The sequence below is a fragment of the Brachyspira pulli genome, from assembly GCF_036997785.1.
In the GTDB taxonomy this organism is placed as follows: Bacteria; Spirochaetota; Brachyspiria; order Brachyspirales; family Brachyspiraceae; genus Brachyspira; species Brachyspira pulli.
On record NZ_JAWLQI010000013.1, the window covers coordinates 43,277 to 59,379 of the forward strand.

General features: G+C 25.5%; 13 protein-coding genes. 8 read left to right on the forward strand and 5 right to left on the reverse strand.

What is annotated here, in order from left to right; all coding sequences use genetic code 11:
- Positions 1-23 precede the first annotated feature (23 nt).
- Positions 24-833: a bifunctional hydroxymethylpyrimidine kinase/phosphomethylpyrimidine kinase gene (thiD, locus tag R4K56_RS04640; protein WP_335772097.1), complete on the forward strand. Its 810-nt coding sequence runs from the start codon at positions 24-26 to the stop codon at positions 831-833.
- A gap of 20 nt (positions 834-853) precedes the next feature.
- On the opposite strand, the gene R4K56_RS04645 is transcribed toward thiD, so the two are convergent.
- The 3 genes from R4K56_RS04645 to R4K56_RS04655 form a co-directional block, all read right to left on the reverse strand.
- Positions 854-2,719: a site-specific DNA-methyltransferase gene (locus R4K56_RS04645; protein ID WP_335772096.1), complete on the reverse strand. Its 1,866-nt coding sequence runs from the start codon at positions 2,717-2,719 to the stop codon at positions 854-856.
- A gap of 4 nt (positions 2,720-2,723) precedes the next feature.
- The gene (locus R4K56_RS04650; protein ID WP_335772095.1) at positions 2,724-5,444 is read right to left on the reverse strand and encodes a DEAD/DEAH box helicase family protein; all 2,721 of its coding nucleotides are present in this window, start codon (positions 5,442-5,444) and stop codon (positions 2,724-2,726) included.
- A 66-nt stretch (positions 5,445-5,510) separates the two neighbouring features.
- Complete coding sequence (locus R4K56_RS04655) at positions 5,511-6,623, reverse strand: tetratricopeptide repeat protein (protein WP_335757381.1); 1,113 nt, start codon at positions 6,621-6,623, stop codon at positions 5,511-5,513.
- A gap of 197 nt (positions 6,624-6,820) precedes the next feature.
- Here R4K56_RS04655 and R4K56_RS04660 point away from each other — a divergent pair, with 197 nt between their 5' ends.
- The 4 genes from R4K56_RS04660 to R4K56_RS04675 are packed head-to-tail and all read left to right on the forward strand — an operon-like array spanning position 6,821 to position 11,722.
- Positions 6,821-7,870: an ABC transporter substrate-binding protein gene (locus tag R4K56_RS04660; protein ID WP_335772094.1), complete on the forward strand. Its 1,050-nt coding sequence runs from the start codon at positions 6,821-6,823 to the stop codon at positions 7,868-7,870.
- Between the two features lie 14 nt (positions 7,871-7,884).
- Positions 7,885-8,895: an ABC transporter substrate-binding protein gene (locus R4K56_RS04665; protein ID WP_335772093.1), complete on the forward strand. Its 1,011-nt coding sequence runs from the start codon at positions 7,885-7,887 to the stop codon at positions 8,893-8,895.
- Positions 8,896-8,924: 29 nt separating this feature from the next.
- Positions 8,925-10,043, forward strand: a complete 1,119-nt coding sequence (locus R4K56_RS04670) for an ABC transporter ATP-binding protein (protein WP_335759209.1) — start codon at positions 8,925-8,927, stop codon at positions 10,041-10,043.
- Positions 10,040-11,722: an ABC transporter permease gene (locus R4K56_RS04675; RefSeq protein ID WP_335759208.1), complete on the forward strand. Its 1,683-nt coding sequence runs from the start codon at positions 10,040-10,042 to the stop codon at positions 11,720-11,722. Before R4K56_RS04670 ends, R4K56_RS04675 begins: the two co-directional genes overlap by 4 nt.
- Positions 11,723-11,937: 215 nt before the next feature.
- Here R4K56_RS04675 and R4K56_RS04680 read toward each other — a convergent pair whose 3' ends face one another.
- Entirely contained in the window at positions 11,938-12,171 is a 234-nt protein-coding gene (locus tag R4K56_RS04680; RefSeq protein ID WP_335757376.1) for a hypothetical protein, read from the reverse strand.
- A gap of 24 nt (positions 12,172-12,195) precedes the next feature.
- A complete protein-coding gene (locus R4K56_RS04685; protein ID WP_335772092.1) occupies positions 12,196-12,963 on the reverse strand; it encodes a biotin--[acetyl-CoA-carboxylase] ligase in 768 nt (255 codons plus the stop codon).
- A 161-nt stretch (positions 12,964-13,124) separates the two neighbouring features.
- On the opposite strand from R4K56_RS04685, the gene R4K56_RS04690 reads away from it, so the two are divergent.
- The 3 genes from R4K56_RS04690 (at position 13,125) to R4K56_RS04700 (ending at position 15,910) form a co-directional block, all read left to right on the forward strand.
- Positions 13,125-13,877 carry a basic amino acid ABC transporter substrate-binding protein gene (locus tag R4K56_RS04690; RefSeq protein WP_335772091.1) on the forward strand — a complete coding sequence of 251 codons (753 nt, stop codon included), beginning with the start codon at positions 13,125-13,127 and terminating at the stop codon, positions 13,875-13,877.
- 80 nt (positions 13,878-13,957) lie between these two features.
- On the forward strand, positions 13,958-14,395 hold the full coding sequence (locus R4K56_RS04695) for a GNAT family N-acetyltransferase (RefSeq protein WP_335772090.1): 438 nt from the start codon (positions 13,958-13,960) through the stop codon (positions 14,393-14,395).
- Positions 14,396-14,809: 414 nt separating this feature from the next.
- Positions 14,810-15,910 (forward strand): DNA/RNA non-specific endonuclease, encoded by a 1,101-nt coding sequence (locus R4K56_RS04700; RefSeq protein ID WP_335772089.1) that lies wholly within the window; start codon positions 14,810-14,812, stop codon positions 15,908-15,910.
- The last annotated feature ends 193 nt before the right edge of the window (positions 15,911-16,103 follow it).

The following is a 16,103-nucleotide window of genomic DNA, read 5'->3' on the forward strand; positions in this document are numbered from 1 at the left end:
AATTAAATATTGGGAGTTTGTTTATGATAAAAGCTTTAACTATAGCAGGATTTGACGGTTCAGGCGGAGCTGGAATACAAGCGGATTTAAAAACATTTTCGGCTTTAGGCTGTTATGGAATGTGTGTACTTACTGCCATACCTGTTCAGAATACTCAAGGTGTGAGGAATTGTTATGGTATAGAGCTTAAGGCTATAGAAGAACAGCTTTACTGTATATTTGATGATATTATACCTGATGCCATCAAGATAGGGATGTTATTCAATAGCGATATAATAAAATTAGTAGCCGATTTTCTAACTAAGAATGCCAAAAACATACCTATAATAGTTGATCCTGTTATGGTAGCGAAAAGCGGCGACAGGCTATTATTAGAGGAAGCAGTTGCCAGTCTAAAAAGCCGTATACTTCCAATAGCTACTGTAATCACTCCGAACATACCGGAAGCTGAAGATTTAACATCAAAGAAAATACAAACCGATGAAGATATGCTTAATGCTGCCAATGATATATTAAATATGGGAGCGAAAAATGTTATGCTTAAAGGCGGACATTTAGAAGGCGAATTATCAAGAGATTTATTCATAAACAGAGAAGGTCATGAATTTTTAGATGCCATTAGAATAGACACAAAGAATACACATGGCACAGGCTGTACATTATCAGCAGCGATTTGCAGTTACATAGCACATGGCAAAACACCGCTTGAAGCCTGCAAACTAGCCAAAGACTATTTATTCAATGCTATACAAGCAGCAAAAGTTGACAGCGTTGGAAAAGGTCATGGCCCAGTGCATCATTTCTATGCCGCTTGGAAGCATTTGAATTTCTAATATAAATAAAATTTTAATTATTATTTATAGAACTGTTCAGATAATTTGATATCATCATCAGATAATTTAAAAGTCTTATCTTTCATTTCAGAAAAAGGTACATAAAACATATTTTTATCAAGCAGTTCTAATAAAATTTCTTTTTTTCTTTCCAAATCTAAAGACAAAAACTCTTTGTCGTCTTCAAAACTTTTATTTTCAAAATAATCTATTTGAAGCCTATGATTAATTAAAGATTTATTTTTCATATCTTCAAATATTTCTTTTAACTCTTTATCACCTTTTATTTTTTCAATTTTTTTAGCCCAATCAGCATTATATGAAGCAATATCAAAAGTAATAAATTCTCCTCCTCCATTCCAATTAACATTTTTAGAAATGCCTGAATTCTCACCTTCAATAACTTTTTTAAGCCTTTCAACACAAATATCAAAATGCTCTTGTATCTGCTCAACTCCTATATATCGCCTATTCATTTTATGAGCAACGGCTAAAGTAGTACCAGACCCAGCAAAGAAATCAAGAACAATATCATTCTCGTTAGTAGAAATTTCAATAACTCTTTTTAATAAAGCTTCAGGTTTTTGACCATAAAATTCTTCATACCGTTCTCTATCATTAGCAGATATTATTTTTACTTCTTCATCATTCCATAAATCAGATAATTTGTTTCCATCTTTTTCATCAAGATATCTTTTTACTCTTGGAACTCCATTCTTTGTAAAAATTATCACACCATTTTTTATACCTTCATCTATCTTGTCTTGTCCCCATATCCAATGTTTACCATTAGGTGGCTCTATTAATTTACCACAAAAATATCTTGCTTCTCCTTTACCTTTTTGAGTAAAATCAAAAGATCCATATCTTCTACCTGTATATTCCTCTATATATGGATAATTTTTTAAATCCTTAGATATCTCTGATTCTATAAAAGTAGTATTTATTTCAAATATATTAGATTTTGAATACAATAAAATTATTTCTGTTACATTAGAAAGACTTTTACTCTGAGATTTAGAACTCAATAATTTTTTCCAAATTATTTTATTTATAAAAAACTCTCTTCCGAAAATTTCGTCCATTAATACTTTTAGGTATGCCTGCTCGTTATCATCGCATTGTACAAAGATTGCTCCGTCATCAGACAATAATTCTCTGGCTAATTGCAGTCTGTCTTTCATAAATACAAGCCAAGCACTATGATTAAAATTATCATTATAAGAAAATGTATCATTTCCTGTATTAAATGGTGGGTCTATATATATTAATTTTATTTTACCTGCAAATTTTGCTTTCAAACTGCATAAAGCTGCAAAGTTATTGCCGTTAATAATTATATTTTCATTGCCTTTTATAGCTGCAGGTGCTTCTTCTTTTATTTTTCCATTTTCAGAACTATATTTCTTAAAATTTTTAAATGCTTTAGGGCTTTTTAATTTATGTATGTCTTCCTTAAAAAGAATATTATTTATCATTGTTTCTTTTCGGTTTACTCTTTTTGCCTCTGTTTTTGTCATTCCGCCGTCAAGAGTGCAGTCTTTATATGGGTAACTTAATACAACATAATCTTCATTCATTATTTTTTCTGTTGTTCTGTCAGTTATTAATCCTATTTTATTACCGTATTTTGTAAAACTATTTCCTAAAAATCTTGCATCATTTATACACATTCTAAAATCTTCTGATTTGAAAATAGTTACATCATCTATTTTTTCAAAAAAATAATCTTGGCATCTTTTATCATTAAGCAGAAATTTTATTAATTCTGAATTATAAAGTCTTGCATCTTCAGCTATTTTTGATATTAACAAATCCCCATCTTTTCCTATATAGTTATTATTTTTCTTAAATAACTTTTTTAAATAATTATGTATATATTCCATTTAATTATCCTTTAAACTCATTTTTCAATTCATCATTCCATTTTTGAATATCCATTTGATCAGTAAAAAATCTCATACCGAATAAAATATATTTATCTGTATCAAGCTCAAAAATATCTTTATTTAAAGTACTATCATTTTTTATAGATAGTAAAAAATCTTGTTTTGCTTTTTCTTTTGGAGAATCTCCTAAACCTTTTCCTTTAGGTTCTAAAAATACTTGATAATGAATCTGTTCTTTTTTATATTCGCATATTAAAATAAAATCAGGGTAAAAAGCTGTTCCATTATCAAAATTATATATAGCTAAATCTTGGTCATTTCTAAATAAATATATATTGCTATAGCCTTTTTCTTTTAAATATTCTATAACATCATTTATATGTTTTTTAGAAAAAGATATTTCTAAATCGCTATCAGCATATAAAAAATTTTGTGCATAATAGTCTATTTTTTCCATATCATCACATAATTTTTCATTGTATATTTTTTTCTTTTTATCTCTAAATACATCTTTTATTAATTGTGGGTAAAAATCTTTTGTTCCTATATATTCACTATAATTTTCATCAATTATTTTAATTAATTTAGGATAAAAATTTGTTGTAAGAAAGTTAATATATTCATAATTTAGATTTACATATTTATCATTTAAATTGAAAAAAAGAAATTTTACATCATTTAAATAGTCAAATAGTTCTCCTATATTTTTTAAATCTTGGAATTTAGGTTTAAGTTTATCAAATCCGTAATTCATTTTATACCAAGCATTAATTTTTATATAATCTTTAATATCTCCAAAACTTATATGTTTAGGTTTTCCCAAAGATTCTATTTTAAGATTTTGAAGTTTTTCACTTTCTGTTAAATTTTTTTCTTCTTCAATGCTAATAGCATGTTCTATTTTTCTTATACCTGTTCTGCAATTATATTCTAATGTAATATTTCTAAAATAAGATTTAATATCTTCAAAAGATTTTTTATTTCCTACTAATGTTTTATCTTCTTTATAAAATCTAGCTTTTTCTTCTTTTCTATTAGAAAATATAAAATTTGTATCAGCGTATTTTTTTACATTTTCTTTTAGTTTAAAATCTTCTTCTCTGCAATATACATCATCTAAAAGTCCATGCTCTCTTAATACAGTTCTTAATTCTGATATGTATCTGCTATCTTTTATACTATGATAATATAATGTTTCTAATATTCTTTTATCATTACTCAAATCTTTATCATATTTTCTTTTATATATTTCATCATCATTATAATAATCTATTTTTAAAGGATAATATCTTGCTCCTCTTCCTATTAGTTGAGCTTCGCTTATTGTAGTTTTTCCAGCTTTTTTATTTTTTGTATCTGGGTCTCTTTTTTCATATAATCTAACTATATCAAATAAATTTAAAACGTCCCAACCTTCATTTAATTTATTAACACTAAAAATAACCCTTATAGGATTGTCTTTATTCTCAAGTGTATTTAATAATTTATTTTGTTTTGATATTTCCTTACTGTCTTTATTATTTTTTTCTTCTGATGAAGTAGTTTTTTCATTAGTTATCAATTGATATTCTTTTTTAAAAGCTTCTTTTATTCTGCTTATAAAAATATCAAAATCTTTATATTTATTTTTAAAATATCCTATAGCTTTATAAATTATATCTTTTTTATCATTTTCTTTAAGATTAGATTTGTATAATTTATCAATATCTTTTTCTTTTAAATTATCTATTAAATCATTAAATATTTCCTGATTTGCTTGAGATTCTTTTACACGTTTATGTGCTTTAAATAAAATTATTGGTTTTAAATCTATGCCATTATTTGAAGCAATTTCTCTTCTGTATTCGCTAAGTATAACAGCACCAAGCATTAAATATTTTTTATCAACATCATTTTGTATTATATCAATTTCTTTAGAATATAAATCTTGTCTAAATTTTAATAAATCATATTTAAATATTGTTTTATCCAAATATTTATCAACTATAGATTTATTTTCATAGTCTATAGTAGCTGTAAATTCAAGTAAAAAATTTTCTTTGTTAGATTGAAATATAGTTTGTACAGTACTTTCCCAATTATCATTTTTTATTATTTCTTTTTTATTTGATTTTTCTTCTTCAAAAAATCCTTTTTGAACAATTTTATTTTTAGAAGTTTCTGCATTAAAATGATGTGCTTCATCTGCTAATATAACAATTTTTTTATCATGTAAGTTTGTTATATCAAAATCATTTTCTTTATTTTCTTTTAATAAATTATGTAAATATTGTATAGAAGTTACAAATATATTTATATTATAATCATCTGAATAATCAAAATTATTAACTTCTTTTATTTCAACATTTTTATTATTGATTATAATTTCATTATTAAAAAGATATTTATTACTTGATATATTAAAAAAATTTTCTCTCGTTTTATCTATGATATTTACAGAATTTACAAAAAATAAAAAATTTCTATATCCTTTTTCATATAAGTAAAGTATCAAAGAAGCCATTATTAATGTTTTACCGCTTCCTGTAGCCATATTAAACATTAAATGTTTAGGAGTATTATATTTATCCAAATATGCTATAAAATACTGTAAACTATTTATTTGATATGGTCTTAAAGTATTTTTTATATTTTTAGTAATGGAAATAGGTATTTCAATTTCTTCTATAGTATCTGTACCAACTTTTTTCGATATTTTATCTTGCAAATTATCATTAGACATAAAAATATACCTTAGTTATAAAGTATTTTAATATATCGTAAAGTTTACATAATATCTTGAGTTTTTTTACTTCTTCTTAGGCAAATGCTTTATAATCTGACCTTCAAGCTGTATTGATTTCTGCTTCGCATCATAGCCCAAAATCTTGCCGTAAACTTCTATATAGTTTTTAGCTTCTAATGTTACAGTTACATTCACTATTAAATCAGCAACGCCTGCAATGTCTTTCTCATTCACATCATAGATTAATATTCTAGCTTTCTTTTTTGGTATGCCGTCTACATTAGTTTGAGTTACTCTGTTTACATCAGCTTTCCACTTTACATATCCGCCATTGTATAAGTCATAATTTTCAACAACTGTTAAATAGTCCGGACTCTCTTTAAAAATGTTATAGTCTGGTGCTATTACAAATTCTTTAAGAACTCTGAATCTCTCTTTTAAATATTCGTTTATATCGCTTTTTAATGCTCCATTTATTATCATAACTGCTTCATTTACTGAGGCACTTCTCATATTCTTTTTTGCTTTGTCGAACATCTCAGCTACTTCACGAGGCGAGTATGTAGGACTTTTTGCACTGTCTGGAATTTTTCCTTCTTCTAATCCCTCAAATAAATATACATTCTCTAATTTCTCTCTTAATTCTTTTTGATCTTTATCAAGAAGTACATATCTTATTTTAGGGTAAAGTCTGTCTATAGCAATATATGAGGCAAATGTAAGTACAAATGCTATTGGTATAAGAACTAAAAATCTTGATATTGATACTTTTTTCTTTCCAAGTAAATATGCTCTAGGATTAATTTCATCTCCTCTTGCATTATTTGTTAAAAATCTTATTCTCTCAAGATTGTCTTTTGCTATTTTATTTTCAGGCTCTAAATCTAATATTCTGAAATATTCCCTTAAAGCATTTTCTCTGTGTCCGTTATGCAAACTTACATAAGCTTTTGCAAGCATTCCATTAATACAAAAACTATCTTCCCTAAGTGATTTTCTTGAAAGTTCATCTGCTCCGTAAAAATCTTTTAAAAATATATCAGCAAATGCAAGCATAGCAAGAGCCTCTGCATCATTAGCTAATTTTGATTTATTATTAAGAAGAAATTCTTTTGCTTTTTTATATTTCTTTTTTTTGATTAAAGTATATGCTATGTCTGCTATTTTACTTTTCATAATATAGATTATAGTCCTATTTTTAATATGTTAACATAATTATCGATATTATGATAACTTATATTAGCATTTTTTTATTATGTAAACTTATATTCACTATAATTATGAAAAAAGCAACTATTTTTTTATTGACAAAAACACAATATAATATATTTTATTGTAAAACAAATTCTTAAAATAGTATGTAGGAAAAACATATGAAATATTTTAACTACCTAATAAAAGCAATCATTGTTTTGTCAATTTTTGCTTCAATATTCTCATGCAATAATAATAAATCAGAAAACAAAGAACAAAAATCTTCATTAGTTATATACTCTCCGGCTTCAAGGGATTTTATAGATCCATTAATAGAGGACTTTAAGAAAAGAAATACTAATATAGATGTAGAAATAATAATAGCTGGTACAGGTGAATTAATAAAAAGAATAGAAACAGAAAAAAATGCACCATTATGTGATATTTTAATGGCAGCTAATATTAATTTGGTGAAAAACAATAAAGATTTATTTGAAAATTACACAAGCACAAATGAAGAATATATACATGATAGTTATAAAAATGTTGAAGGCTCTATGACTAGATTTATGATAAGTCCTAGTGTTTTAATAGTTAATACTAATCTTGTAGGCGATATAAAAATAGAAGGATATAAAGATTTAATTAACCCTGAACTAAAGGGAAAAATAGCATTCAATGATCCTGCTACTTCTTCTTCATCTTTTAAACATTTAGTTACTATACTTTATACAATGGGTACTTATGATACTAATAAGGGTTGGGATTATATAAGTCAATTATGTACAAATTTAGACGGCAAATTATTAACAGGTTCTTCAGCAGTATATAAAGGTGTTGCCGACGGAGAATACACTGTAGGACTTACTTTTGAAAATGCTGCTGCTAATTATGTTTCTGCTGGTTCTCCTGTAAAATTAGTATATATGAAAGAAGGTGTTATAATGGAGCCTGCTGGAATATATATTATTAAAAATGCTAAAAATTTAGAGAATGCTAAAAAGTTTGTGGATTATATAACAAGTTTTGATACTCAGAAAAAAATGAATGACGAACTCAATGCAAGAGCTGTGAGAAAAGATTTAGGCCCTTCTCCTGTATTGGTTAATATAAATGATATTAATGCAATTACAAAAAATGAAGAATTAGAAAATATAGATAAATTAGTTGAAAAAAATCAAGAAGCTTGGTTAGAAAAATTTAAAGATATAATTACTTCAACACTATAAAAAGGAATAAAATAATGAAAAAGATTATAATATTATTTTTATTATCATTAACAACAATGGTATCAATTTTTTCATGTTCAAAAAAAGAAGAAAATACTAATAGCTTAGTTATATATACACCTGCAACTAGATTCTTTATAGACAGATTAGTTGAAGATTTCAAACAAAAAAATCCTGATATAAATGTAGAAATAATAATAGCAGGTACAGCTGAAATAATAAAAAGAATAGATGCTGAAAAGAATGATCCTTTAGGTGATATATTTTTTGCTGCTAATGAAAACATATTAAAATACAATTCTAATCTTTTTGAAGAATATGTTTCAACAAATGCTGACAATATATATGATGATTATAGAAGTAAAGAAAAATATATCACAGGTTTTATGCTTAGTCCAAGCGTATTAATAATTAATACTAATTTAATAAAAGATATAAAAATTGAAGGATATGCTGATTTGCTTAATCCTGCTTTGAAAGGAAAAATAGCTTTTAATGATCCTACTACTTCATCATCATCTTTTGAACAATTAGTAAATATGCTTTATGCTATGGGAAATGGAAATCCTGATAATGGCTGGGAATATGTAGAAAAATTATATGCTAATTTAGACGGAAAACTTTTAAGCAGTTCTTCAGCAGTGTATAAAGGTGTTGCTGACAGTGAGTATGCGGTAGGACTTACATTTGAAAGTGCAGCTGCTAACTATATACATACAGGTTCGCCTATAGAAGTTGTATATATGAAAGAAGGTGTTTTAACTAAAGCACATTCTATGGCTATAATAAAAAATGCAAAACATTTAGAAAATGCTAAAAGATTTGTAGACTATGTAACAAGTTATGATGCTCAAAAAATAATTAATGATGAATTATTTACAAGAGCTATAATAAAGAATTTAGAAGGTTCTCAAATACTTATACCTCTTGAACAAATAAATGATATTAAAGAAGATGAAGAAAAAGTTGATGCTAATAAAGATGCTTGGCTTGAAAAATTTAAAAATATAGTTACTGGTGCATAAATAACTTGTAATTAAATATAAAAAATATTATGAGTGTATCTATTAATATAGAAAATGTTACCAAACGTTATGGTAATCATACTGTTATACCAAATTTATCATTAAATATAAAAAATGGTGAATTCTTTACTCTGCTTGGCCCTTCAGGCTGCGGTAAAACAACTATACTAAGAATGATATCCGGATTTAATAGTATAGAAGCCGGCATAATAAAATTTGATGATAAAATAATCAATGATATACCAGCATATAAAAGAAATATAGGAATGGTATTTCAAAACTATGCAATATTTCCTCATATGACAGTAAGAGAAAATATAGAATACGGATTAAAATTAAGAAAAGAATCAAAACAAGATATAAAAAATAAAGTTGATAAAATTCTTAATATAGTAAAAATTGAAGAATATCAAAATAAACTTCCGGAAATACTTTCAGGAGGTCAGCAGCAAAGAGTAGCATTAGCAAGAGCAATAGTAATATCTCCAAGCGTACTTATAATGGACGAACCTCTTTCTAATTTGGATGCAAAATTAAGAATAGAAATGCGTAATGTTATAAAAGATATTCAAAAACAAATAGGAATAACAACAGTATATGTAACTCATGATCAAGAGGAAGCATTAGCAATATCAGACAGAATAGCTATTATTAAAGATGGAAATATACAGCAAATAGCTTCACCAATAAATATATATTCAAAACCATATAATGTATTTGTATCTACTTTTATAGGACATTCTAATTTATTTAAATCTGTAATACAAATTAATAATAATAAAGTTTCATTGATATTTAAATCCGGTTTTAAAATAGATATGACTGATTTAATTGATATTAATGGTATAAAAAATAATGATGAAGTAATTACCGCAATAAGACCTGAAGAATTTATTTTAGATGATAAAGATGGTATAAATGCTCAAATAGTATCAAAAACTTTTTTAGGAAAATATACAACATATTTTCTAAAATGTGATGACAGTATAAATGATAAGTTAATAGAATATTCAAAAGATTCATTTACATTTAATGATTCTTTAAATATAAATAATAATATAAAAATTGTACCAAATAAAAATAGAATAAATGTATTTACTAAAGATATGGAAAGAAGTTTAATCATTGGGGTAAAAAAGGAAGAATGATTATAAAGAATAATTCTTTTAACAATATAAATAACTATTTTAAAAAAATGGACTTTTGGACATATATAACTTTAATAATGGCATTGGTATTTGCTATATTTCTGGTATATCCTTTATTTTCATTATTTTTAAGCAGCTTCAAAGATGTAAAAACTGGGGAATTGACATTAAATAATTTTATAAGATTCTTTACCAAAAAATATTATTACAGCACTTTAATAAATAGTTTTATTGTAACTATATCTGTAACTTTACTTGCAGTATTAATAGGAACGCCTTTAGCATACTGCATGAAAATGTATAATCTAAAAGGCAAAAGAGCCATTGAAATTTTAATAATTATTTCTATGATGTCGCCTGCTTTTATAGGGGCTTATTCTTGGATACTTCTTCTTGGAAGAAACGGAGTTATAACAAAATTTTTTGAATCCATTGGAATTAATATACCCACAATATATGGATTCGGAGGCATACTTTTAGTATTTTCATTAAAATTATATCCGTTTATATTTATGTATGTTTATGGTGCCTTATCCAAAATAGACAATTCTCTTTTAGAAGCTTCTGAAAGTTTAGGAGCTTCAAGCTTCATAAGAAATATTACTGTAACTATACCATTAATAAAACCTACAATACTTTCAGCCGGTCTTATTGTATTTATGAATGCATTGGCTGATTTCGGTACTCCAATGTTAATAGGAGAAGGATACAGAACAATGCCTACTATGATATATTCTGAGTTTATAAGCGAAGTTGGAAGCAATGCTAATTTCTCAGCATCTATGTCTGTTATAATGGTTATAATAACAACTATAATGTTTATAGTTCAAAAATATATTGTAAATAAAAAATCTTATGCTATGAGTTCAATGAATAGTATAAAGCCTAAAAATATAAAAGGCATAAAATCAATACTTATTCATTTTTGTTTATACAGTTTAGTATTCATTTCTATACTTCCTCAAATAACTGTTATATATACTTCATTTCTAAAAACAAATAGATCAGTATTTACCAATGAATTTTCATTTGACAGCTATATAACAATATTTAACTCATTGGCTTCATCTATAAAAAATACTTATGTATACGGCATAATAACTATAATTTTAATAATAATAATAGGAATGCTTACAGCCTACATAACAACAAGAAGAAAAAATATTTTTACTAATATCATCGATATAGTATCAATGTTTCCATATATAATACCCGGTTCTATATTAGGAATAACATTTTTAATATCTTTTAATAAGCCTCCAATAGTATTAACAGGAACATCTATAATAATAATAATATCATTAATAATTAGAAGACTTCCATATACATTAAGATCAAGTTCAGCTATACTTTATCAAATAAACAAAAATGTTGAAGAAGCTTCTATAAGTCTTGGAGCATCGCAAATAAAGACTTTCTTCAATATAACAGCAAAATTAATGCTTTCAGGTGTACTGTCAGGGGCTATATTAAGCTGGATAACTACTATTAATGAATTAAGCTCATCTATAATATTATATACTACCAGATCCCGTACTATGTCTGTAGCTATTTATCAGGAAGTTATTAGGGCAAGTTATGGAACCGCTGCCGCACTTTCTACCATACTAACATTAACAACTATTATATCGCTTATTATATTTTTTAAGGTCAGTAATAAAAAAGAAATATGTTTATGATTACATAACAAGCTATCTATTTTTGTATAAAATGTAAGATAAAAATATATGCTTTATGTATTTTACACCATTTATTTTTAAAAGATTTATAATTTTTATATTGACAAAAACATTATATAGTATACTATACATCTTAGATTGTTTTTATTTTTTATCATATGTTTTCTTAAAAATGCCTATCAAATAAAACCCCATTTATTTGATAGGTTATTTTTTTATTTATTATTAAATAAAAACTCCTTAGCAAGAAATATACTAAATACTATAAGTATAGCAGCACTAATAGCAGCACTTATATACGGAGTAATACCAAATAATAATGATATAATAGCTGTTGTAACAATGGCTAATATAATAATTATTAATTCAAATATTACTAACCATACGATTCTTTTTTTATTAACTTGCTTTTTTTCTTCTGGTTTTTTATATGGTATCGGTTTTCTCATAATTCTTTCCTTTTCAGTAATTTTTTAATAATTTGTATCTATATCTAAAGAAGCTCTTGATATCCAAGTTTCTATTTTTCCATTTACTTCCACTATCAAATAGCCTTCTTCTGTAATATCTTTTACTATAGCATTAACATCTTCATCATCTTTTTTAGCTTTTATATGCTTACCTATCATTTTGCTGTATTCTCTAAAGTAATCTGATAAACTTCTCTCACTTGTATAAACTTCCTCAAAATAATAAATAAGTTCTTTGTAAAATGAAGATAATTCTACCCTACTCTTAGTTTCCATGTATAATGAAGTTGCTTTATGCTGTATATCAATAGGGAAATCCTCTTTATTTTGATATAAATTAACTCCTGTACCTATTATGCATGCATTTCTATTATCTATGGGAGTAACTTGTATAAGAGTGCCTGATATCTTTTTATTTTCAACTAAAACATCATTAGGCCATTTAACATGAGCATCAACATTATATTTTTCTCTTAGACATTTGCTTAATGCAATACCCGGTAAAAAACTTAAAGCCTCTTTCTTAAAAGGAGTATATACTAATACACTGAACCATAATCCTAAATTATTATCAGACTGCCATTTATTGCCGTAGCTTCCCTTTCCAGATGTCTGCTTCAATGCTATATATACAGTTCCTTCTTCAAGATTCATTTTATTATTTAAATCTTCCATCATTCTTTTATTTGTACTGTCTAATGATTCAAATAATAAAGTATTTTTGCCGTATATTTTTGTATTTAAATTTTCTGTAAATATGTTAACTATCATTTTTTTATTATATATTAAATAATCATTATATCAATATTATGATAACTATATTTTTTTTATTTATTTAAGTTTTTATTACTTGACTTTTATACAAACTTGAAGTAATATCTTTCGCAATAATACTATAAACAGTTATTTTATTAATTAAAAGAAGGTACAAAATGAAAAAAATAATAATATTTATAATGATTATTTCATCAATGATAATCGTTTCATGTAATAATTCAAAAACTTCTGATGCTTCATCATCAAATACAGACAAACCAATATATGTTGGAATAGATGTTGATTTTCCGCCTTTTGGTTATTTAGATAATGGCAAAATAGCAGGCTTTGATTATGATATAATGAATGAGGTTGCTAAATTATCTGGTTTGAATGTTGAATTTACACACATGCAATTTAATGGACTTTTGCCTGCACTTCAAGCTAAAAAAATAGATGTTATAATAGCAAGCATGACAGTAACAGAAGACAGAAAACAATTTGTAAATTTCTCAGAACCATATTATGTATCAAGTCAGGTAATGCTTGTACATAAAGATGATGACTCTATAAAAACATTTGATGATTTGAATGGAAAAAATATAGGTGTTGTTATAGGAACTACAGGCGATACTATAATGACTGAAAAAGAAGGTGTAAATGTTGAGAAATTTGATACTGGAGCAAGTGCTGTATTAGCATTAAAATCAAAAAAAATTGCTGCTGTTGTATTTGACAAAGAACCTTGTAAAAGTTTTGAAAAATATAATGATGATATCAAATTAGTAGAAAGTGATGCTGTTCAAGAAAATTATGCTATAGCGATGAGAAAAGATGAAACTGCTCTTTTAGAAAAAATTAATGCAGGCTTATCTCAAATAATGACTAACGGCACTTATGAAAAATTAATAGAGAAAAATTTCAAATAAACAAATAAAATAAAAAATTTAATTATTGGTATTGGTAAATTAATAAAACTCAATACCAATTATTTTTTAATAATAAGATTATGAATATATATAAATTAAAAAATCGAGATGATGCAATTATAGATAAACTCTATATTGTATGGGAAAGATCTGTAAGAGCCACACATTTATTCTTAAAAGAAGATGATATTATCAACATATCAAAACATGTAAAACAAGCATTCATAGTTGTAAAAGATTTGATTGTTGTAGAAATATATAATGAGGTAAAAGGCTTTATTGGCATAGATGATAAAAAAATAGAAATGCTTTTTTTGGATCCTACAATTATAGGTAAAGGAATAGGAAAAAAATTAATAGAATATGCTATAACAAATTATGCTATCGAAGAAGTATCTGTTAATGAACAAAATACTAATGCCTACAACTTCTATAAACATATAGGATTCAAAGCATATAAAAGAGATGAATTTGATGAGCTTGGAAACAATTTCCCTATAATACACATGAAATTATAATTATATATTAAAATTTATAAAAACTATTTTTATATAAAGTATAAAATTAGTACTAAATAACACTAAAATTGTTTTACATGTAATATAAATTATCAATTTAAACTCAAATATAGCCCTTCGCCAAAGGCACTCCTTCCAGTCGCAAAAGAAGTGGGGTGTTACGAAGTACGCAGAGCGGTGGGCAAAGCCCCAGATATAAAAACAAAAATATAAATTTATTTTTGACAAAATATAGTTGTTTAGGTATATACTGTATTAAATTTAAAATTGTGTTTTAATTAAATAAAAAATATTATTACTTAAATATTATTAAAAAGGTACTCAGTTATATATAAAATATTTCAAAACATTCATGTATCTTGACTAAATATATAATTCATTTATTATTTTTTATATAATAATAAAAGGGTTATTATGGTATTCAAAAAAATTATATTAACTATATTATCAATACTATTATTAAATCATCTAATATATTCTTATGAAATAGAAGATTATAAATTAGAAAACTATGATATACAAAATTATAAAACAGAAGATATAAAATTAAAAGATTTTGAAATAAAAGACTATGAGATAAAAAATATTTTTACTGAAGACATTGAAATAATAGACAGCACAATTAAAAACGGCAATATAGAAGAATTAGACTTTATAGTAATAGAAGACGGAAATTTAGAAAATGAAATAAATAATTCTGATTATGCTGATATTCTAAAAGAAGTAAATTGGAAAAAAGTTGGAACACAATTTGCAATAGGCACTGGTATAATAGCAGTAACTGGAGTAATTTCTTTTGCAGCTGCTGGAACAGGAAATGCGTATATATCATTTGTATTTGCCACTTCATCAAAAGAGGCACTAAAAGAAGCATTTATAGGCGCTGCTATAGGAGGAATTTTAAATACTGCAATAGAAACAATAAAAAGCGGAAAACCTATAAATAAAGACGCAGTTAAATATGCAATAGAAGGTTCTGCTGAAGGATATATGTGGGGCGCAATAACTGGTGCTACAGCCGGAGCTATAAAAGGACATAATCTTAAAAAAACTTTTATAGAAAATGTTAATGGAAAAAATGCTTTAATTAAAAATGCCACAAGAGTTAATAGTAAAGGTCATACTATAATAACAGATGATTTAGGACGTTTAAAGCAGGTATCAGCAAAAGAATTAAAATACACAAAAGATAATTTAAGACTTGGATATAAACAAAGAGAAGTTGTCAAAAATTTAGGAAAAACTACTGATGACGGCGGACATTTAATAGCCAGAGAGTTTGGAGGTTCTCCTGATATAGATAATTTAGTACCTATGAACCGTAAGCTTAATAGAAGCGGACAATGGCGTAAAATGGAACAAGATATAAAAAAATTCATAGAATCCGGGCAAAAAGTAAAAGACTATAATGTAACTATAAATTATATTGGAAAATCTGGAAGGCCAAGCAATTTTGAAGTAAGCTATAAAGTTGGATACAAAAAATATATTTATAAAATACTTAATCCTTCATAATGAAAATATAATTGTTTAGGTATATACCTAAACAAATATATTTTGTCAATTTTTATATTTTTTAAATGTAAATTATAATTTTTTATAATATAAAATATCATCTAATATTGTTGGTATATGTTTTAACTGTAAGATAAATTATTAATTTTTGTACAATAATGAATAATCAACCGCACTTATAGAGGACATTAGG